3 protein-coding genes (1 of these 3 cut by a window edge) are annotated in these 21,146 nt (G+C 75.6%); all 3 read right to left on the minus strand.

From position 1 onward, the window contains the following. Tightly spaced (each overlapping or abutting the next), the 3 genes in view from ACZ53N_RS04705 to ACZ53N_RS04715 form a layout consistent with a single transcriptional unit that may run on beyond the window. Window positions 1-9,273: an SDR family NAD(P)-dependent oxidoreductase gene (locus tag ACZ53N_RS04705; protein WP_469139519.1), complete on the minus strand. Its 9,273-nt coding sequence runs from the start codon at window positions 9,271-9,273 to the stop codon at window positions 1-3. Beyond that, on the minus strand, window positions 9,270-16,235 hold the full coding sequence (locus ACZ53N_RS04710) for an SDR family NAD(P)-dependent oxidoreductase (RefSeq protein WP_469139520.1): 6,966 nt from the start codon (window positions 16,233-16,235) through the stop codon (window positions 9,270-9,272). Before ACZ53N_RS04710 ends, ACZ53N_RS04705 begins: the two co-directional genes overlap by 4 nt. Then, window positions 16,232-21,146, minus strand: partial view of an L-histidine N(alpha)-methyltransferase gene (locus ACZ53N_RS04715; protein WP_469139521.1) — the final stretch only. It continues 14,429 nt past the right edge of the window; the window shows 4,915 of its 19,344 coding nt (coding positions 14,430-19,344); its start codon lies beyond the right edge, outside the window — the gene reads right to left on this strand; its stop codon occupies window positions 16,232-16,234. The genes ACZ53N_RS04710 and ACZ53N_RS04715 overlap by 4 nt, the downstream gene beginning before the upstream one ends.

Genomic DNA, 21,146 nt, shown 5'->3' on the forward strand with positions numbered 1-21,146 from the left:
TCACCCCGTTTCCTCGGTCATCCGCTCGACGACGAGGTCCGTCAGCACCCGCGGCGTCGGGCACTCGTAGAGCACGTCGGCAGCCCAGTCCAGGCCGGTCAACGTGGCGAGGTGGTCCCGCAGTTCGAGCGCGGTGACCGAGGTCAGGCCGAGGTCGAAGAACTCGTCCTCGGCGCCGATCTCGGTCGCCGACTCGTAGCCGAGCACGGCTGCGGCGAGCGTTTGCACGCCGCCCAGCACGGCCTCCGCCCAGCGCTCCGGCGGCAGCTCCGCCAGCGTCGCCCTCAGTTCGGAGTCCTGGCTGCTCGAATCCTTCCCCTCGGGCCCGGCGTCCGGACGGTCGTCCGTCGGCGCTCCCTCGGCCGCCACCTCGACCGACGCCTCGACCGACGGCTCGGCCACGGGGGCCGGCTGTGCGGTGTCGGGTGCCGCGACGGGCGGCACGGCCGCGGCGGGGACCTCGGCTTCCGACGACACCGGGGTGTCGGTCCCGGAGGCCGGGGCGAGGAGTCGCACGGCCGGCTCGTCGATGGCCATGGCCTGGCACAGTCCGAGCACGGCGGCACGGGGATCGAGGCCGGGGTCGACCGCCACGAGGTGCACGGCACGCCCGTCCCCGTCCGCTTCCCGCGCTGTCGCGTCCACGCGGTCGCCCACGGACACGAGGGTCACCAGGGGCGCTGCCACGTCGTCGAATCCGCATCCGGCCCGGACGATCGCCGCCGTGAGCCGCGCCGGGCCCTCGGCGTCCTCGAACTTGACGGCGCCGGGCGGGCAGGTCGCTCCGCCGGCCACCAGGCAGCGGGCGCCGGACCTCAGTACGGCGTCGACCGTCGCCTCGGTCAGCGCGTCCGAAGGACCGGCCACCAGGACGTCGCCCTGGGGTCGCCACCGACCGGCCGGAGCGACCGTCTCGTACTCGCGCACGAACCTGCCGTCCGCCCGGATCAGCGTCTCCCGGTGCCCGTCGGCGATGGCCGCGCAGAGCCGGGCCCTGACGCGGGCGTCGATGTCCTGCGGCAGGGTCACGACGTGGTCGCACGTGGGCACCGTGCCGCCGTCGGTGAGCACCCACCGGGGCACACCGGGCTCGGCGACCGGTTCGGCGCCGGGCAGCGCGACCACGAGGTCGGGCCGCTCGCCGCCGCCCGACCGGACGCGGGCGCCGTGCCGGACCAGGACACCGGCGATCGCGTCGGCCAGGTCGTCGTCGCCCCCGTCGGGGGCGAGGAGCAGCACGTCGTGCGCGAGGACCGGCGCGGAGGCGTCCGGCACCGGCGTCCACCGTGCCCTCTCCATGACCGGGGCACTCGCGCCGAACCGCAGACGGCCGAGGGCCGCGAGCACCTGGGCCGGTGTCTCGTCGCCCCGCAGGTCCAGCAGGCCGAGGGCGGTGGTGACATCGGCGCCGTCGACGGCCGACCAGAACGGATCGAGACTGGCATCCGTCACGGGTGCGGGCGCCGCGGCCTCGAGCTGCTGCGGGACGGCCGGTTCGGGCCAGTAGCGACGGCCGGTGAAGGCGTACGTCGGCAGCGTTGCCCGGCCCGTCGGCCTGCCCGCGTGGACGGCCGTCCAGTCGACGTCCACGCCGTGGGTGTGCAGGAGCCCCAGGGCTTCGGTGGCGGCGCGGACGTCGTCGCGGCCGCGCCGCAGCAGGGCGACGGGGCGGACCGTGGTGTCGGGCAGGCAGGCCTCCGCGGCCTGGGCGAGCACGGCGTCGGGCCCCACCTCCAGGAAGGCCGTGGCGCCACTCTCGTGCGCCTGCTCGACGGCGTCGGCGAACCGGACCGAGCCGCGCAGTTGGTCCACCCAGTACTCGGCGGTGTCCATGGCCCGGTCGGTCCGGACGGTGGAGACGACGGGGATGTGGGCCTGCCCGAACCGCATGGTCTCGGCGACCGCCCGGAAGTCGGCGAGCGCCGGCTCGACGTGGGGCGAGTGGAACGCGACGTCCACGCGCAGGCGGCGGGTGCGGTGGCCGCGGTCCGCCAGCTCCTGGGCCGCGGCCAGCACGGCCTCCTCGTCCCCGGACAGGACGACCGCGCGGGGGCCGTTGACGGCCGCGATCTCCACCTGGCCGGCGCGGCCGTCCAGCACGGCGAGCACGTCCTTCTCCGTAGCCCGTACCGACACCATCGCTCCCCCGGCGGGCAGCGCGCCCAGGGCGCGGCCTCGCGCGGCCACCAGGGCGGCGGCGTCGGCGAGGGGCAGCAGGCCGGATACGCAGGCCGCCGACAGCTCACCGATGGAGTGGCCGACGAGGGCCTCGGGCACGACGCCCCAGGACGACAGCAGCCTGAACTGGGCGACCTGGAGGGCGAACAGCGCCGGCTGGGTGTACTCGGTGCGGTCCAGCAGGTCCTCCCGCTCGAAGACCACCTCCCGCAGCCCTGTTTCCAGGTCGAAGTGCGCGGCCACCTCGTCGAAGGCTTCCGCGTACACGGGGAACGTCTCGTACAGGCCCCGTCCCATGCCCGGCAGTTGGCTGCCCTGACCGGTGAACAGCAGTGTCAGCCGCTGCCTGCTCGCGGTCGCCCGCCGCAGACCGTCGGCCGCGCGGTTCGCCGCCAGGGCCGTCAGGGCCGCACGCGTGGCCGTCTCGTCGGCACCGGTCACGAAGGCCCGGTGGCGGTGGGCGGATCGGGTGGTGGACAGGGCACGCGCCACCGCGGCGGGGTCGGATGTGTCCGCCTCCAGCAGTCGCTGCGCCTGTGCGCGCAGCGCGTCCTCGGAGCGTGCCGACAGCAGCCACGGCACGCCCTCCAGGGCGGGCAGTGTCTCCGGGGCGTCCACCGGCGGCGCCTGCTCGATCACCACGTGCACGTTGGTGCCGCTGATGCCGAACGAGGACACGCCCATGCGCCGCGGTCCGGGCTGCTCGGGCCACGGCTCTGCCGAGGTCAGCAGGGCGACGTCGCCGGTGCTCCAGTCGACGTGCGGGGAGGGCTCGTCGATGTGCAGGCTGCGCGGCAGCAGTCCGTGCCGGATGGCCAGGACGGCCTTGATGACTCCCGCGATGCCGGCCGCGGCCTGGATGTGGCCGATGTTGGACTTGAGCGAGCCGAGCCGGAGCGGCGCCGGACGGTCCTGGCCGTAGACCGCGAGGACGGCCTGTGCCTCGATCGGGTCGCCGAGCTCCGTGCCCGTGCCGTGGGCCTCGACGGCGGCCACGTCGGTGGGGCGCAGGCCGCCCGCGGCGAGGGCCGCGCGCATCACCTGCTCCTGGGCCCGGCCGTTGGGGGCCGTGAGGCCGTTGCTCGCCCCGTCGGAGTTCAGCGCGCTGGCGCGCAGCACGGCCAGCACCTCGTGCCCCAGGGCGCGGGCCCGTGACAGGCGTTCGACGAGCACCACGCCGACGCCCTCGCCCAGCGCGGTGCCGTCGGCGGCGGCCGCGAAGGGCTTGCACCGGCCGTCGACGGCCAGTCCGCGCTGGCGGCTGAACTCCACGAACGGCACCGGTGTGGAGAGCACCGTCACACCGCCGGCGAGCGCGAGGTCGCACTCCCCCGCCCGTACGGCCTGGGCGGCGAGGTGCAGCGCGGTCAGCGACGACGAGCAGGCGGTGTCGACGGTGACCGTCGGACCCTCCAGTCCGTAGGTGTACGCCACCCGGCCGGACAGCACGCCGCCGCCGACACCGGGGGCGAGGAAGCCCTCGGCGGCGGCGTTCTCCAGGAGGCGGCCGTAGTCCTGGTACATCGCGCCCACGAACACACCGGTCCGGGTGCCCCGCAGGGTGGCGGGGTCGATGCCCGCGTCCTCGCACGCCTCCCAGACCGTCTCCAGCAGGAGTCGCTGCTGCGGGTCCATCGCGAGGGCCTCGCGCGGTGACACCCCGAAGAAGGCCGCGTCGAAGGCGGTGGCGTCGGTCATGAAGCCGCCGTGCCGGACGTAGGAGCTGCCCGCGGCCGCGGGGTCCGCGTCGTAGAGCCGCTCCAGCGGCCAGCCGCGGTCGTCGGGGAACGGGGAGATGCCGTCGCGTTCGGCGACCAGCATGTCCCAGAGGTCCTCCGGGCTGCGGACACCGCCGGGGATCCTGCATCCGATGCCGACGAGGACGATGGGATCGTCCGCGGCGGCCGTGGTGCCGGGGGCCGCCACCGCCGCCGTCGCCGTCGCCGGGGCGGCTCCCGCGAGCAGCTCGTCCAGGTGGCGTGCCAGCGCGGCCGGGTTGGGGTGGCTGAACACCAAGGTGGCCGGCAGCCGCAGGCCGGTGGCGCCGGCGAGGCGGTTGCGCAGTTCGACGGCGCTGAGCGAGCCGAACCCCGCGTCCTTGAACGCCCGGTCGGGGTCGACCAGGTCGGGCGAGGTGTGGCCGAGCACGGCGGCGGTGTGGCCGACCACCAGGTCGAGCAGGATGCGCCGCCGGTCGCCTCCGCTCTTCCCGGCGAGGCGGCCGGCCAGTTCGGAGTCGGCGACCGGCCCCCCGGGGGTGGCGGTGCGGCGCGCCGGCGCGCCGAGCAGGTCGCGGAGCGGGACGGGCACGGCGTCGCCCTGGGCCCGCAGGGCGGCCACGTCGAGCCGGATGGGGGCGAGCACCGGCTCGTCGGAGGCGAGGGCGGCGTCCAGCGCGGCCAGCGCGTCGGCGGTCGGCAGCGGCAGGAAGCCGGAGCGGCCGAAGCGGGCGCGGTCGACGCCCTCCGTCATCTCGCTGGTGGCGTCCCACAGGCCCCAGGCCAGTGACACGCCGGGCAGCCCCCGGCTGTGGCGCAGCCGGGCCAGGGCGTCGAGCCCGGCGTTGGCCGCGGCGTAGTTGGCCTGTCCGAGACCGCCGAGGACGCCCACGGCGGAGGAGAACAGCACCAGCCGTGCCTCGGGCAGCAGTTCGTGCAGGTGGCGTGCGGCGTCGAGCTTGGGCTCCAGCACGCGCGGGAGGCGCTGCGGTGTCAGGTCGGTCACCAGGCCGTCGTCTAGGGCGCCGGCGGCGTGCACGACCGTGGTGAAGCCCGCTCCCTCGACCAGCTCCGCCAGCGCGGCGCGGTCGGCGACGTCGCACGCGACGACCCGTACGGTCGCACCGGCGTCGGTCAGTTCCTCGGCAAGTTCGGCCATGCCGGGTGCCTCGGGCCCGCGCCGGCTGGCCAGGACCAGTTCCCGTACGCCGCGCGTGTGCACGAGGTGCAGGGCGACGAGTTGGCCCAGCGTCCCGGACGACCCGGTCACGAGGGTCGGGCCGAGGTCCGCCGCCTCACCCGTGGGCGGGGCGGCGCGGACCAGTCGCGGCACGCTCGCGGCGCCCGAGGCCAGGGTGATCTGGGGTTCGCCCGCGGCCAGTGCGGCGGGGATCGCGGCGAGGGTGGCGTCCTCGTCGTCGGCCAGGTCGAGCAGCAGGAAACGGTCGGGGTGTTCGAGCTGGGCGGACCGTACGAGGCCCGCGACGGCGGCTTCCGCCACGTCGTCGTGGATGTGGCGGGTGACCACGACGAGCGTCGGGGCCGGGTGCCGCGTGTTCTCGCCGTCCCGGGCCTCCTGGTCGTCGGCCACCCAGTCGTGGACGAGGCCGAGTGCGTCGCGCACGGCGTCGGCGGGGTCGCCGGTGGGAGCCGGGACCAGCACGAAGCGGGCGACGTCCTCGGTGGGCTGCCTCTTCAGCAGCCGGGCGAGGTCCGCGTCGCGAACGGCGTAGTCCTCGTGACCGTCCGCCCCGCCGTCGGGCAGGGGGCGGGCCACCTGCTCGGGGCGCAGGAGGTCGCCGCGGTCGGGCCGGGTGAGGGCGCCCGCCGGGAGCTCGCGGAGCACCAGCGTGTCCACCGACGCGACCGGTGCCCCGGAGGGGTCGGTGAGGGCGAGGCGGACGGCGTCGGGTCCGGCGGCGGAGAGCGTGACGCGGACGGTGTCCGCGCCGACGGCGTGCACGCGCAGGCCCTGCCACTCGAAGGGCAGCGAGGGGCGGCCGTGTTCCTGCGTGAGGAAGCCGCCGAGTGCCACCGGGTGCAGGCACGCGTCGAGCAGGGCCGGGTGGAGGGTGAAGCCGTCGGCCCCGTCGGCGCCGGGCAGGGCGACCTCGGCGAACAGGTCGCCGCCCTGGCCCCGCCACAGCGCCCGTACACCGCGGAAGGCCGGGCCGTACGCCAGGCCCGCCCCGTCCAGCCGGGCGTACAGCGCCTCGACGTCGAGCGGTTCCGCGTCGGACGGCGGCCATACGGCGGGCGCCGCCGGCGGTTCGTCGCCTGCGGGCAGCAGGACGGCGGTGGCGTGCGTGGTCCAGTGGCCGGACCCGGTCCGGGCGTGCAGGGTCAGTCCGCGGGAGCCGTCTCGGTCCTGGCCGGTGATGTCGATGCGCAGCCGGACGTCGGCGTCGTCGGGCAGGACGACGGGGGTGAGCAGGGTGAGCTGGTCGACGGCGGCGCAGCCGACCTCGTCGCCCGCCCTGGACACCAGCTCCGCCAGCGCCGCGCCGGGCAGGACGACGTGTCCTTCCACCGTGTGGTCGGCGAGCCAGGGCTGGGCGGCGAGGGTCAGTTGGCCGGTCAGCACCACTCCCTCGGCCCCGGTCAGGGCGGCCCGCAGGACGGGGTGCTCGACGTTGTCGAGGCCCAGCGCGGTCGCGTCGCCGGTGCCGGCGGCGGTGCGCAGCCAGTACGGCTCGGTGACGAACGCGGTGGTGGGCAGCTCGACGCGGCGGGCGCCGGGCCAGACGGCGGACCAGTCGGGCCGCACGCCCTTGACGTGCAGCTGGGCGAGGGCGAGGAGCAGTTGTTCCGGTCCGCCCTCGTCCCGGCGCAGCGTGTGGGCGACGGCGGTGGCGGTGCCGAGGGCGTCGACGGTCTCCTGGGCGCCGTTGGTGACGACGGGGTGCGGGCTGACTTCGAGCAGGGTGGCGCAGTCACGCTCGACGAGGGCGGTGACGGCTTCGTCGAAGCGCACCGTCTCGCGCAGGTTGCGGTACCAGTAGTCGGCGTCGAAGGCCGTGTCCCCGTCGGAGCCGTCGATCCAGCGGCCTTCCACGGAGGAGAAGAAGGGGACCTCGGGGGCGCGCGGGCGCACCGGGGCGAGGGCTTCCAGCACCTGCTCGCGGACGGCTTCGACGTGCGCGCTGTGCGACGCGTAGTCGACGTCGACGCGCCGGGCCCGCACGCCGTCCGCCTCGCAGGCGGCGAGGAGTTCGTCGAGCGCGTCGGTGTCGCCCGAGACGACCACCGAGGCCGCCCCGTTGACGGCGGCCAGCGACAGTCGGCCGTCCCAGCGGCGCAGCCGGCCGCGGGCGTCGTCGGCGGGCAGGGCGACGGACATCATGCCGCCGCGGCCGGAGATCGCCGTCAGGGCCCGGCTGCGCAGGGCGACGACGCGGGCGGCGTCCTCGACGGTCAGGGCGCCGGCCACGCAGGCGGCGGCTATCTCGCCCTGGCTGTGGCCGACGACGGCGGCGGGCCGGACGCCGAGCGAGCGCCACACCTCCGCGAGGGCGACCATGACCGCGAACAGGGCGGGCTGGACGACGTCGACGCGGTCGAGGTCGCCCTCGCCGCGCAGGACGGCCGTCAGCTCGAAGTCGACGTGCGGGGCGAGGGCGGCCTCGCACTCGGCTATCCGCGCGCGGAACACCTCGTTGGTGTCGAGCAGGCGCACGGCCATGTCCCGCCACTGCGAGCCCTGGCCGGGGAAGAGGAAGGCCACCGGGCCCGAGGGGCCGGTGGTGCCCTCCACCACGGCGGGCGACGGCCGGCCCGCGGCGAGCTCGGTCAGAGCGGCGAGGAGCTCGGACCGGTCGGTGCCGAGGACGACCGCGCGGTGTTCGTGCGCGGCGCGGGTGGTGGCCAGCGAGAAGGCCACGTCGCGGGGGTGGAGTTCAGGGCGGTCGGCCAGGAAGCCGGCGAGGGCGGCGGCCTGGGCGTGCAGCCCGTCGGCCGAACGGCCGGACAGGGGCCAGGCCCACGGTCCCGACGCGTCGGGTGCGGCCTCCTCCGTCGCGGGGTGCTCGTTGTCCTCGGATACGGGCGGCTCTTCCAGGACCACGTGGGCGTTGGTGCCGCTGACTCCGAACGAGGACACGGCCGCGCGCCGGAGGTCGTCGCCGGCGGGCCACGGCACGTCGTCGGCGAGGAGCTCCACGGCGCCCGCCGACCAGTCCACGTACGGCGTCGGGGCGTCGAGGTGCGGCGTGCGGGGCAGCACGCCGTGCCGCATGGCCATGACCGTCTTGATGATCCCGGCGACGCCCGCGGCGGCCTGGGTGTGCCCGAGGTTGGCCTTGACCGACCCCAGGCGCAGCGGCTTCTTCCGCTGCTTGCCGTACACGGCGAGCACGGCCTGTGCCTCGACCGGGTCGCCGAGCGGGGTGCCGGTGCCGTGCGCCTCCACCGCGTCGACCTGCTCGGGGGTGAGGCCGGCGTCGGCCAGGGCCTCGCGGATGACGCGCTGTTGGGCGGGGCCGTTGGGCGCGGTGAGGCCGTTGCTGGCGCCGTCGGAGTTGACGGCGGTGCCGCGGACGACGGCCAGCACCCGGTGGCCGGCGGCCACCGCCGCCGAGAGGCGCTCGACGACGAGCACGCCCACGCCCTCGGACCAGGCGGTGCCGTCGGCGGCGGCGGCGAACGGCTTGCACCGGCCGTCGGGGGCCAGGCCGCGCTGGCGGCTGAACTCGATGAAGCCGGTGGGGGTGGCCATCACCGTCGCACCGCCGACGAGGGCCATGTCGCACTCGCCGCGGCGCAGTGACCGCACGGCCAGGTGCAGGGCGACGAGCGACGACGAACAGGCGGTGTCCACCGTGATGGCGGGGCCGCGCAGGCCGAGCTGGTAGGCCACCCGCCCGGAGACGACGCTGCCGGCCCCCTGGGCGCCGGGGTAGTCGTGGTGCATCACGCCGGTGAACACACCGGTGCGGCTCTCGCGCAGAACGGTCGGGTCCAGGCCCGCCCGCTCGACGGCTTCCCAGGAGGTCTGCAGGATCAGCCGCTGCTGGGGGTCGGTGTGGAGGGCTTCCTTCGGTGAGATGCCGAAGAATCCCGCGTCGAAGGAGGCCGCGCCGTGCAGGAAGCCGCCCTCGCGGACGGTGGTCGTGCCCGGGTGGTCGGGGTCGGGGTGGTAGAGCGCGTCCAGGTCCCAGCCGCGGTCGGCCGGGGACGGTGTGATCCCGTCGCGGCCCTCGGCGACCAGGGACCAGAGGTCCTCGGGCGATTCGACGCCGCCGGGGTAGTGGCAGGCCATGCCGACGATCGCGATGGGCTCGGCGGAGCGGTCCTCGACGTCGCGCAGCCTCTGCCGTGTCGTCTGGAGTTCCGCGGTGACCCGCCGCAGGTAGTCGCGGAGCTTGTCCTCGTTGGTCATCGGTTGCGGTCCTCCAGTCCCGGCAGCGGGGTGCCGAGCTCAGCGTCGATCAAAGCGAAGACCTCGTCGTCGGTCGCGGTCTCGTAGGTGGTGAGGGAACCCGGCGCGGTGCGGGGTGCCAGGCGTTCGAGCAGGCTGCGGACCCGTTCCACGGCGCGGTCGCGGGCCGTGTCGTCCATGTCCTCCTCCGCCGCGGTGAGCGCGGTGGCGAGACGGTCGAAGGCCTCGAACAGGGTCGGCAGGTCGTCCGCGTCCGACTCGCCGGCGAACCGCTCGTCGAGGTGGTCGACCAGGTCGGCCGGGGTGGGGTGGTCGAACACGAGCGTGGCCTCCAGGGACAGCCCCAGGGCCGCGCCGAGCCGGTTGCGGAACTCGATGGAGCTCAGTGAGTCGAAGCCCAGCTCCTGGAACGACCGGTCGGATTCGATCGCGGCGGCGCCCGAGTAGCCGAGCACGGCCGCGGCCTGACCCCGGACCAGCGCGGACAGCCTGGCCCGCCGCTCGTCGGGGCGAAGGCCCGCGAGGCCGGGGTCGGCGGCGGGGGCCGCGGCCGGCTCCGGTGCGACGAGACCGCGCAGCAGGTGCGGCACGACGGTGGCCCGGCCGGCGCCTAGTCGCACGGCGGTGACCTCCGGGTGTCGTCCGGCGAGGGCGGCGTCCAGCAGCCGCAGGGCGGCGTCGGTCGGCAGCGGCTCGACGCCACCGCGGGCGAGCCGGTCGCGGTCGGCGACCATGCCGTCCTCGGTCGCCCACGGTCCCCAGGCCACCGAGACGGCCCGCCGGCCGGACTCGGCGCGGTGCCGGGCCAGGGCGTCGAGGAAGGCGTTGGCCGCGGCGTAGTTGCCCTGGCCGGGGCCGCCCAGCACGCCCGCCACCGAGGAGAACAGCACCAGTTCGGCGTCCGGCAGCAGTTCGTGGAGGTTCGTCGCGCCGTCGATCTTGGGCCGCAGCACGCGCTCGAGGCGCTCGGTGTCGAGGGCGGTGACGACCCCGTCGTCGAGGACGCCCGCGGCATGGACCGCCATCGTCACCGGCCGGTCGGCCAGCAGAGCGGCGAGGGCCGCGCGATCGGCCACGTCGCAGGCGGCGGTCTCGATACGGGCGTCCAGCCCGGCCAGGTCCGCCGGGCGCCGGCCGCTGCGGCTGACCAGCAGCACGTCGCGCACGCCGTGCCGCTCCACGAGGTGGCGCACCACGGGCCCGGCGAGGGCACCGCTCGCGCCGGTGACCAGGACCGTGCCGGGCCGGCGCGGCTCGCCCGGGGACGCGGCGGCCGGTGTGCGGACCAGGCGGGCGCCCAGCACCCGCCCGTCGCGCAGCGCCAGCGACGGTTCGTCGGAGCCCAGCGCGCGGGGCAGCGCGAGCGGGCCGTCCGCCTCGATGAGCGTGAACCGCCCGGGGTGTTCGGACTGGGCGGAGCGCACCAGGCCCCACGCCGCGGCGGTGGCCGGGTCGGGGGCGGTGGTGACGAGGACCAGCCGGGAGGCGGCGTACCGCTCGTCGGCCAGCCACTCCTGGAGCAGGCCGAGGACCCGGCCGGTGAGCGCGCGGGCGGCGGCGGCCGTCGGTCCGTCGGAGGCGACGGGCAGGACGACGACCGGCGGCACGTCCGACAGCGCGGACGGCTCCGGCGCCCGGAGCACCTCCGCCCCGGACGCGCCCAGGGCGGCGGCGATCCCGTCCGGGTCCGGGCCGAGCACCGCGTAGCGGGCGTGCGGGTCCGCCTCCGGGGTGTCGACGGGCACCCACTCGATGTGGTGGAGCGGGTCGGCGGGGGTGCCGGCCCGGCGCAGGACGACCGAGTCGACGGACGCCACGGGAGCGCCGGCGCGGTCCGTGAGCCGGACCTCGACGGCGTCGTCCCGGAGGTGGACGACCCGTACCCGGGCGGCGGTCGCGCCGACGGCGTGGACACGCACTCCGGACCAGGCGAAGGGCAGGTAGGGGCGTTCGCCGTCGAGTTTCGAGGCGAGTGCCACCGTGTGCAGGGCGGCGTCGAGCAGCACCGGGTGCAGACCGTGCGGCCCGGCGTCCCCGTCGGGTACGACCACGTCGGCGTAGACCGCGTCGGCGGTGCGCCAGGCGCGGCGCAGGCCCTGGAAGGCGGGTCCGTATCCGGTCAGGGTCTCGTAGAGCCGGGTGACGTCCACCTCCTCGGCGTCCTCCGGGAGGGGCGGCGTGCTGGGGGCGTCGTCGGGGTCGGGGGCGAGGGCGCCCGTCACATGGGCGGCCCAGGAGGCACCCGCGGGGCGGGCGTGCAGTTCGAAGTCCCGCCGCCCGTCCGCCGAGGGCGGGCCGACGACGAGAGCGACGTCCGCGTCGCCCGACGGCAGCGGGGTGTGGGTCACGAGCTCGGCGACCCGGGGGCAGCCGAGTCGTGCTCCGGCGTGCAGGGCCAGGTCGACGAAGTACGTCCCGGGGACGAGCACGGTGTTGTCCACGGTGTGGTCGGCCAGCCAGGGCCGGTCGGCCGTGGAGATCCGGGTGCTGAACACGTGCCGGTCGGGCAGCTCGACCAGTTCGGCCAGTGCGGCGGGCGCGACGGAACCGACCGGTTCCGTGGGCTCGGTCGGCGCGGGCAGGCTCGCCCGCGGGGCCGGGGCCGTCTCGATCCAGTGCCGTTCACGGGCGAAGGGGTAGCCGGGCAGCGAGAGCCGGCGCGGGCGGTCGGGTGACGGGACGGTGATGTCCGCTCCCTCGACCCAGGCCCGTGCCAGGGTCTGCAGGTCGTCCCCGGAGACCGGGGCGGCGTTGCGCCGCCGCCGGCCGCGGTGGCAGCCCGTCCCGGTGCGCAGGGCCTCGGCGAACTCGGCGGTGGTGGTGGCGACGACGGCGAGCCGCTCGTCGAGGTGGTCGCGTCCGGCCCAGAGCGTGAAGGCGAGGGCGGCCGGGTCCATGGGCGGGGCCGCCGCGGCGAGCCCGGCCGCCAGACCGGCCGGGGTGGTGCCCCCGTCGACGGGCAGCCGGACGCCGAAGGCCTCCTCGACGCGATGGGCGAGCTCGGCCAGCCGCGGGTAGTCCAGGCCGAGTTCGGCCAGCGGTTCGCGGGGGTCGGCCGGGAAGCCCACGACCTCGGTTAGGATCTCCTCCAGGGCGGCGGGAACGCCGGCGGGGGCGGCGGCGGCCCGCTCCAGGTGGGCGAGCAGGGCCGCGACCGTCTCGTCCAGCCGGGTGGCGTCCTTGGCGGAGAGCACGAACAGCCGGGGTCGCGCCGCCTCCGGGGCCGCGTCCGGGGTGGCCTCAGAGCTGGGGTGCTCGGTCAGTACCACGTGCGCGTTGGCGCCACCGGCACCGAAGGAGCTGATCGCCGCAGTCCGCGGCACGCCGTCTCGCGCTGTCCAGGGTTCGGTGGCGCGCTGCACGCGGAACCGCGAGGCGGCCCAGTCGACACCGGGGTTGAGCGTCTCGGCGTGCAGGGACGGCACCAGTTCCCGGTGGCGCATCTGCAGCACGACCTTGGTGAGGGCGGCGATGCCCGCCGCCGACTCCAGGTGGCCGATGTTCGACTTGACGGAGCCGATGGGCCACGGGCCGCGGCCGGCCCCGGCGCCGTCGAAGGCCCGCTCCAGTGCCGCGATCTCGATCGGGTCGCCCAGGCTGGTGCCGGTGCCGTGCGCCTCGAGGTAGCCGAGGTCGGCCGGGTCGACGCCCGCCCCCGCCAGCGAGTTCTCGACGAGCGCGGCCTGCGAGGCCGGGTTGGGCACGGAGAAGCCACCGGTGTGGCCGCCGTGGTTGAGCACCGTGCCGCGGATGACGGCGTGTACGTGGTCGCCGTCGCGCAGCGCGTCGCGCAGTGGCCGCAGCAGCACCACGCCGACGCCCTCCCCGGGCACGTAGCCGTCCCCGCCCTCGCCGAAGGCCCGGCAGCGGCCGTCGGTGGAGAGGAAGGACGACTGGCTGAGCAGCAGGTATTTGTTGGGGTGGACGTGCAGGTTGACGCCTCCCGCCAGCGCCGCCTCGCACTCCCCGCGCCGGATCGCCTCGACGGCGAGATGCAGCGCCGTCAGCGACGACGAGCACATGGTGTCGAGCGCGATGCTCGGCCCCTTCAGGTCGAGGAAGAAGGAGACACGGTTGGCTATGGAGGCGCTGAACGACGAGGGGACGAAGCCGGGTTCCTCGCGGACGCCGTGCAGCTGGTACTGGTTGTACATCACGCCCGCGAACACCCCGACGGCGCGCCCGCGCCAGGCCGAGGGCGCGTGCCCCGCCTCCTCGAACGCGTGCCACGCCTCCTGGAGGAACAGCCGCTCCTGGGGGTCCAGCACCGATGCTTCGTTGGGTGAGATGTGGAAGAACGCGGCGTCGAACTCGTCGATGCCGTCGACGAATCCGCCCCACCGGCCGTAGGAACGGCCGGGGACGCCCTTGGCGTCGGTGTGGATCGCGTCGTGGTCCCAGCGGTCGGCGGGCACCTCGGTGATGCAGTCGCGGCCGTCACGGAGGTTCGTCCAGAACTCGTCGACGCTGCGGGCCATGGGGTAGCGGCCGCTGATCCCCACGATGGCGATCGCGTCGTCGTCGGCGGCGTCGGTCACCGCGACCGCGGCCACCGGGGCGGTGACGGGTGCGGCGGGCGCGACGGGTTCGATGGCCGTGACAGGTTCGGCGGGCGCGGCGGGTTCGGCGGCCGTCGGGGCGAACCGGCCCGTGATCGTGTCCGCCGAGCCCACGAGGGCGACCAGGTGCGGCCGGCCGCTGCCCGCGGCCCGCAGCAGGATGTCCATCGCCGTCGGGGTGTCCATGGCCTTCAGGCCCATCGTGCGCAGGGCGGCGTCGTCGAGCGGCATGCCGCCGTCCGCCCACCCGGGCCACCCGACCGACACGACCCCCGGCTTGCCCTCCGCGAAACCGTCGAGGAAGGCGTTGGCACAGGCGTAGTCGGCCTGGCCCCGGTTGCCCCAGGCGGCGGCCGTGGACGAGCAGAGCACGAGGAAGTCCATCCCGAGATGCCGGGTGGCCTCGTACAGGTGGCGGGCCCCGGCGACCTTGGGCGCCAGTACGGCGCGTACGTCCTCGGCGCTCTTGCCCGCGATCAGCCCGTCGCGCAGCACACCGGCGGCGTGCACCACTCCGTGCAGCGCGCCGTACGTGGACAGGGCGTGGTCGACCGCGCGGCGCACGTCCTCGGCACGGGTGACGTCCGTCGCGACGACGGCGACCTCGGCCCCGAGGGCGGTCAGTTCGGCGGTCACCGACGACGGGGCGGCCGTGCGCCCGCAGAGCACCAGCCGGGCCCGTACGGTCCGCGCCAGGTGCCGGGCCAGGGCGAGGCCCACCCCGCCGAGTCCGCCCGTGATCAGGTAGACGCCCCGCTCGCGCAGGCGCGTCGGCGTGTCCGGGGCGGGCGTCGGCCGGATGTCGCGCACCCGGCGCTCCCCCGCCTCGTACCGGACGTCCGCGTCGGGTGCGCCCGCCGCGAGCTCCGCCAGGGCGTCGGCGGCGTGCGGCGAGCGCACCACGGTGGCGCTGACGCCCGGCTGTTCCATGCGGAGGGTGCGGAACAGGCCCGCGACCGCCGCGGCCGGCGCGTCGGCCGGAAGGTGGCAGACGATCCGGGCCGGGCTCCTGCGGGCGCGCAGCAGGGCCGCCGCGAAGGCGGTCAGGTCGACCGCCTCCCTCTCGACGTCCTGCGGGTCGGCCGGGGTCCAGAGGACATCGGAGGCGTCCGTCGCCGCGAGCAGGGCCGACCAGTCGCGCGGGGTCGACGCGTCGACGGTCAGCACGGAGGCCGGCGCCGGTGCCGGCGGCAGCGGCGCGGCCCGCCAGTGGGGCTCGAACCAGACGACCTCGGTGGGCAGTTCCTCCCGCGCCGCGCTCCCGGCCGGGGCCGGGGAAGCGGCGGGCGGGGCCGGGGTCACGGCCTGCCCGTCGTCGGGCAGCCGGTATTCCTGGAGGTGCTCGACCAGGGACGCGAAGGTGTTGTGCTCGAACAGCAGCGTGGGCGAGAAGTCGGTGCCGTACGCCCGCTCCAGGTCGGCCGCGATGCCGAGCAGCCCCGTGGAGTCCAGGCCCAGCTCGTAGAACCCGGCCTCCTCGTCGAACTCCGCCGTCTCGAGGCGCTCGGTGAGCAGCGCGCGCACCACGGTCTCGGCCGACCGCCTCGGGCGCGGCGCCACCTCCAGCCGGGTGATCGCGTCCTCGTCCCGTACCCGCTTCGAGGTGAGCCCCCGGAACCACAGCAGGACGCCGCCGTCCGTGTCGAGGAACCGGAAGTCGCACGTGGTCAGGTCGCCGTCCGGGCCGGTCGGCCGGGGCGGGGTGGCGTGCACCAGGGTGCGTGCCCCGATCGGCTGCCGGGCCCGGAAGGACTCGATGAGCATCGGGATGTACGGTCGCGCGGCCGCGCCGACCCCGGACGGGGCGAACTGCGTCGGCAGCAGGGTCGAGGAGTCCAGCGCGGCGGGGTGCAGGTGGAAGTAGTCGGCGTACGCCGCGGCCTGCGGGCCGAGCGTCAGGTCCGCCAGCAGTTCCCCGTCCCCGACGTGCAGGGTGCCGCGGGCCCGCATGAAGTCCCCGTGCTCGATGCCGGTCCGCCGCACGAGCGCGTACAGGTCCGCCATGTCCGCGGTGTGCGGCGTCCGACCGCGCAGGGCGGCCAGGTCGACGGACTCCGCGGGGAAGGGCACGTCCAGCAGCAGCCGGCAGTCCAGCACCGGCTCGGTCTCACCCGACGGGCGGCGGGTGCCCGTGACGGACACCCGGTAGCCGTCGCCGTCCGCGGTGAAATTCACCCGCAGCTCGGTGTCGAACTCCTCTCCGGCGGCCACCGGGTTGCGGAACAGCACGCGGCGCAACTCCGCCCGGGCGGTGTCGACACCTTGTGCGCGCAGGATCCGGTAGATCATGTCGAGGAACGACACGCCGGGCAGGATGCGCGTGCCGTGCACCCTGTGGTCGCGCAGCACCGGGTCGGTCCCGCGCACCACCACGGTGCAGTTCAGGCCGTCCAACGCTTTCATTTCTTTCCTTCCGGCACAGTCGAGAACTCGAGCTCGAAGAACGGCTCGGGCGGGTCCGTCACCACGGGACGTCCGGCTTCGGGGGACGTCGGTGCGGGTGCGGACGTCGGCGCGGGCGCCGGTGTGTCGAACCAGAACCGCCGCCGCCGGTAGCGGGGCGCCTCCAGCGCGACGCGGGACGGCACGTGGTCGTCGGGTGCCTGGCGGACCACCATGTGCGCGTTGGTGCCGCCGAACCCGAAGGAGCTGACGGCGCCCCGGCGCGTTCCGTCGCGGCCGGTGAACGGCTGCGGCTCGCGCACGGGGAACAGCGGCGACTCCTCGAACCGGAAGCGCCGGTTGAGGGTCGTGCAGTGCAGGGTCGGCGGCAGCTGCGCGTGGTGGACCGACAGCACGACCTTGATCAGCCCGGCCATGCCGGCCGCGCTGAGGGTGTGCCCGATGTTGGTCTTCACGCTGCCGACGCCGCAGAAGCCGATCTCGTCGGTGGAGCCGCGGAACGCCTCCGTGAGGGCCTTCAGCTCCATCGGGTCACCGATCATGGTGCCGGTGCCGTGTGCTTCCACGTAGCCGATCTGTGCCGGGGTGATTCCGGCGTCCGCCCAGGCGGCCTCGATCACCTGCCGCTGCGCGCTCGGCTTCGGCGTCGTGATGCCCATGGTGCGGCCGTCGTTGTTGACGGCGCTGCCCTCGATGACCGCGTAGACCCGATCGCCGTCGCGCACCGCGTCGGACAGGCGCTTGAGCATCAGCATGCCGGCACCCTCGCCGAGGACGATGCCGTCGGCCCGCTCGTCGAAGGTGTGGCAGCGGCCGGTCGGCGACAGCGCGCCCGCCCCGCTCATCCCGACGAACGGCACCTCGTCGAGGAGGATGTCGACTCCGGCGGCGAACGCCAGGTCCGACTCTCCGGTCCGCAGGCTGTGCGTGGCCAGGTGCACCGCGACGAGCGCACTGGAGCAGGCCGTGTCGACGACGACGGCCGGTCCGCGCAGGTCGAGGTAGTGGGACAGCTGCGCGGCGATGAAGTTCTGCGCCATCCCGCTGATCGAGTGCGGGCCCGCGGTGCCGTGGTGCGCACCGAAGTTCGCCGCCCGGGCGCCCGCGAAGACGCCCACGCGCCGGCCCGCGACCTCCTCGGGGGTGAGCCCGGCGTCGGCCAGGCACTCCGCGCCGGTTTCGAGGACCTGTCGCACCAGGGGGTCGACGAACGGGGCCCCGGCGGGGTCGAGCCGGAAGTGGTCCGGGTCGAAGTCCTCGATGCCGTCGAGGAAGCCGCCCCACTTGCTGACGGTGGTGCCGGGCTGCGGGTCGGGCCGCCAGAAGCGGTCCGGGTCCCAGCGGGACGGCGGCACCTCGGTCACCGAGTCCGTCCCGGACACCAGGTTCCGCCAGAACGCCCGGTGGTCGGGCGCGCCGGGGAAGTGCGCGGCCATGCCGATGACGGCGATGCCGTCCTTCGGCCCGGCCGCCGCCCCGGACACTGTCGCCTTTGACGTGGTGTCGGCATCGGCCCGTCCGGTGGCTTCCGCGACCGTCACGGCCTGGACGGTCCGCCCGGTCTCCGTCGGCACGGAAACCGGGGCCGGGACGGCTGCCGGCAGCGCGGCTTCCGGCACCTGGTCCCGCAGCGCCTTCGCGAGGAGCGTCACGGTCGGGTTCTCGAGGACGGCCGACGGCTCGGCGACGACGCCGAGCTCTCGCTCCAGCGCGGCGAGGATCTGGGCGACCATGATCGAGTCCACGCCCAGGTCGGCGAAGTCCTCGTCCGGTCCGACCTGCGCGGGGTCCAGCCGCAGCGTCGAGGCGATCACCTCGGTCACCCGTCGGACGAGGCCGTTCCCGGCCGGGACGGCGCCGGGGGCCGCCGCGGGGGCGGAGGCGGCCGGCGCGTCGGCCGGACGGCCGGGCGCGGGGACCGCGAGCAGGGCGGCGGCGTCGAAGCGCCCGGCGTCCACGACGCACGGCAGGACCACTGGGTGGCTCCCGGTCATCGCCTGGTCCAGCAGGTCCAGGCCCGTCTCCGGGTCCAGGGTCCGCAGGCCGAGGTCCCGGTAGGCCGGGGTGTCGACCTCGGGCATGCCGGCCGATCGCCAGCTCGGCCACTGCAGCGACCTGACGACGGGTCCGCCGGTGGCGGCCCGGTACTCGGCGACCCGGTCCAGCACGGAGTTGGCCAGCGCGTAGTCGCTCATGCCCACCGCCAGTGCGGGCACCTGGCCGGCAACGGACGAGTAGAGGGCGACGAACCGCAGGGGGTCGTCGGCGCACCCGTCCAGGACGGCCTGGAGGCCTGCCGTCTTCGGTTCGAGCACCCGCTGGATGTCCTCGATCCGCTTGCCGATGAAGGCCGGGTCGCGCATCACGCCGAGCCCGGCGCAGTGCACGATCCCGGCGATCGGGCCCAGCTCACGCCGTGCGCGGTCCAGGACCTCGGAGATCTGATCCAGCGGGGCGGTCTCGACGACCACCCGCACGCCCGGGCGGCTCAGCGCCGCGAGGTCGCGCAGCCGCGCCGCGAGGGCCGGGTCGGTGGCGGGGTCCGCGAGGAGCGCGGGCCACTCGTCCCGGGCGGGCAGCGGCGAGCGGCCGAGCAGGACGAGCCGGTCGGCTCCCCGCTCGATGAGCCGGGCCGCGACCAGCCGGCCCAGCGCGCCCGTGCCGCCGGTGATGAGCACCGTACGGCCGGCCAGGTCCGCCGACCAGTCGGCGGACGGCGTGACCGGGTCGGCCGGGCGCAGCACCGGCCGGTGCCGCTCCCCCGCCCGCACGCAGACCTCGGTGACCGGGTCGGTCGCGGCGAGTTCGACGGCGACCGCCGCCCGCACCGCGGCCGGCTCCAGGGTGTCGAGGTCGAGGGTGCGGGCGAACACGCCGCGGTACTCCGCCGTGAGCATCCTGACGAGGCCGGCGAAGGCCGCGCCGCGCAGCGTCGGCTGCTCGGCCCGGAACGTCGTGAGGCCGCGGGTCAGGTGCAGGTAGGCGAAGCCGCGGGTCCGGTTCGCGGTGACCAGCTCGCGCAGCAGCGCGATCCGGGGCCAGTCGGCCTCCGGCGTCGCGACCGGCGTGGCCGACACGTCCACCATGTCGACGACGGCGGCCATGTCACGTGCCGACTCCGCGATCCGCGCGACGGCGGCGTCGTCGCTGTCGTGGTCCCACCGGACCACGGTGGCACCGGGGCCGAACGCCGCCGTGGCGACGGGCTCGGTCTCGGCACTGACGAGCACCATGATGCGGCCCGGCAGCTCGCCCTGGGGCAGCGGCGCGGCTTCCCAGTCCTTCACCAGCAGCAGGGAGGCCGCCGAGTCCCGCGGGTCCTGCTGTGCGCCCGCGTCGGGGCCGGCGGTGAGCCAGTGCCGTTCGCGTGCGAAGGGGTAGGTGGGCATGGATGTCAGCGGGGGCCGGTCGGAACGCAGGGCGTTCCAGTCGAAGTCGGCCCCGCCCTGCCAGAGCTCCGCGAGCCGGTCGAGGTTTCCCTCACGGACCAGGCGCGCCAGATAGCTCGCGCCCTCCGGCTCGGACAGCCACGCGTGGTCGCCGTCCGCACCGCTGCCGACACGGTCGCCGTCGAGGAAGGCGGCCAGCCGCGCGCGCAGTTCACCGGTCGAGCCGGCGACCACCGCGAGCCGCGCGGCCATGGGGGTCCGTCCGACCTGCGAGGTGTACGCGAGCGAGGACAGCGACGGCGTTTCCCCGTCGAGGAAGTCCACCGTCGCCGCGGCGTAGCGGCGCAGCGCGTCCTCGTCGCGGGCCGAGAGCACGAACACCTCACGTGCCTCGCCCTCCGGTGGGGCCTGCGGCGTCGTGGCGGGTGCCTCCTCCAGGACGACGTGCGCGTTGACGCCGCCGAAGCCGAAGGAGCTGACACCGGCGCGCAGCGGCAGCGGCGCGCCGCTGTCGTCCGTGGGCGCCCACGAGGTCGTCTCGCGGACCGGCTGGAAGGGAGTGCCGGTGAGGTCGATCAGCGGGTTGAGCGTCTGCAGGTGCAGCGTCGGCGGCAGTGTCCGGTGGCGCATGGCCTGCACCACCTTGATCACGCCCGCGACGCCCGCGGCGGGCTCCAGGTGACCGATGTTGCTCTTGACGGTTCCGATGCCGCAGCCGGTCGCGGGCCCCTCGGCCAGGGTCCGGTGGGCCCGGACCAGGCCGTCGATCTCCACGGGGTCGCCCAGCGCGGTGCCGGTGCCGTGCAGTTCGGTGTAGGAGACCGTCTCCACCGGCACGCCCGCGTCCCGGTAGGCGTCGACCAGCAGGTCGGCCTGCGCGAGCGGGTTCGGCGCGGTCAGCGAGGACGCGTGTCCGCCGTGGTTGACGGCGCTGCCGCGGATCACGGCGTGCACCCGGTCGCCGTCGGCGAGGGCGCGGGACAGCGGCTTGAGCACGAGCACGCCCACGCCCTCGCCCTTGACGTACCCGTCGGCCCGGGCGTCGAGCGCCTTGCAGCGGCCGTCCGGGGAGAGCACGCCGAGCTGGTTGCCGGCGACGACGGTCTGCGGCGACAGCACCAGGCTCACGCCGCCGGCGATGGCCAGCTCGCTCTCGCCGCTGCGCAGGGCGCGGACGGCGCGGTGCAGCGCCACCAGGGAGCTGGAGCAGGCGGTGTCGATGCTCTCGCTCGGGCCCCTGAGGTCCAGCAGGTAGGAGATGCGGTTGGCCAGGATGGTCCGCGCCAGCCCGGTGCCGGCGTGCGGGTTGACCTGTTCGCCGCGCAGGACCATCGACTCGTAGTCGTTGAACTGCACGCCCGCGAACACGCAGACCCGTCGGCCGGCGAGCCGGTCCGGCCGGCAGCCGGCGTCCTCCAGCGCCGCCCACGTCTGCTCGAGGAACAGCCGGTGCTGCGGGTCCATGACCTCGGCCTCGGCGGGCGAGATCTTGAAGAACCGCGCGTCGAAGCGGTCGACGTCG

Source organism: Streptomyces sp. NPDC033229 (genome assembly GCF_055576875.1).

Bases quoted from the DNA above. Each gene is read 5' to 3' on its own strand.
- ACZ53N_RS04705 (WP_469139519.1), bottom strand. From the start codon at position 9,273: ATGACCAACGAGGACAAGCTCCGCGACTACCTGCGGCGGGTCACCGCG.
- ACZ53N_RS04710 (WP_469139520.1), bottom strand. From the start codon at position 16,235: ATGAAAGCGTTGGACGGCCTGAACTGCACCGTGGTGGTGCGCGGGACC.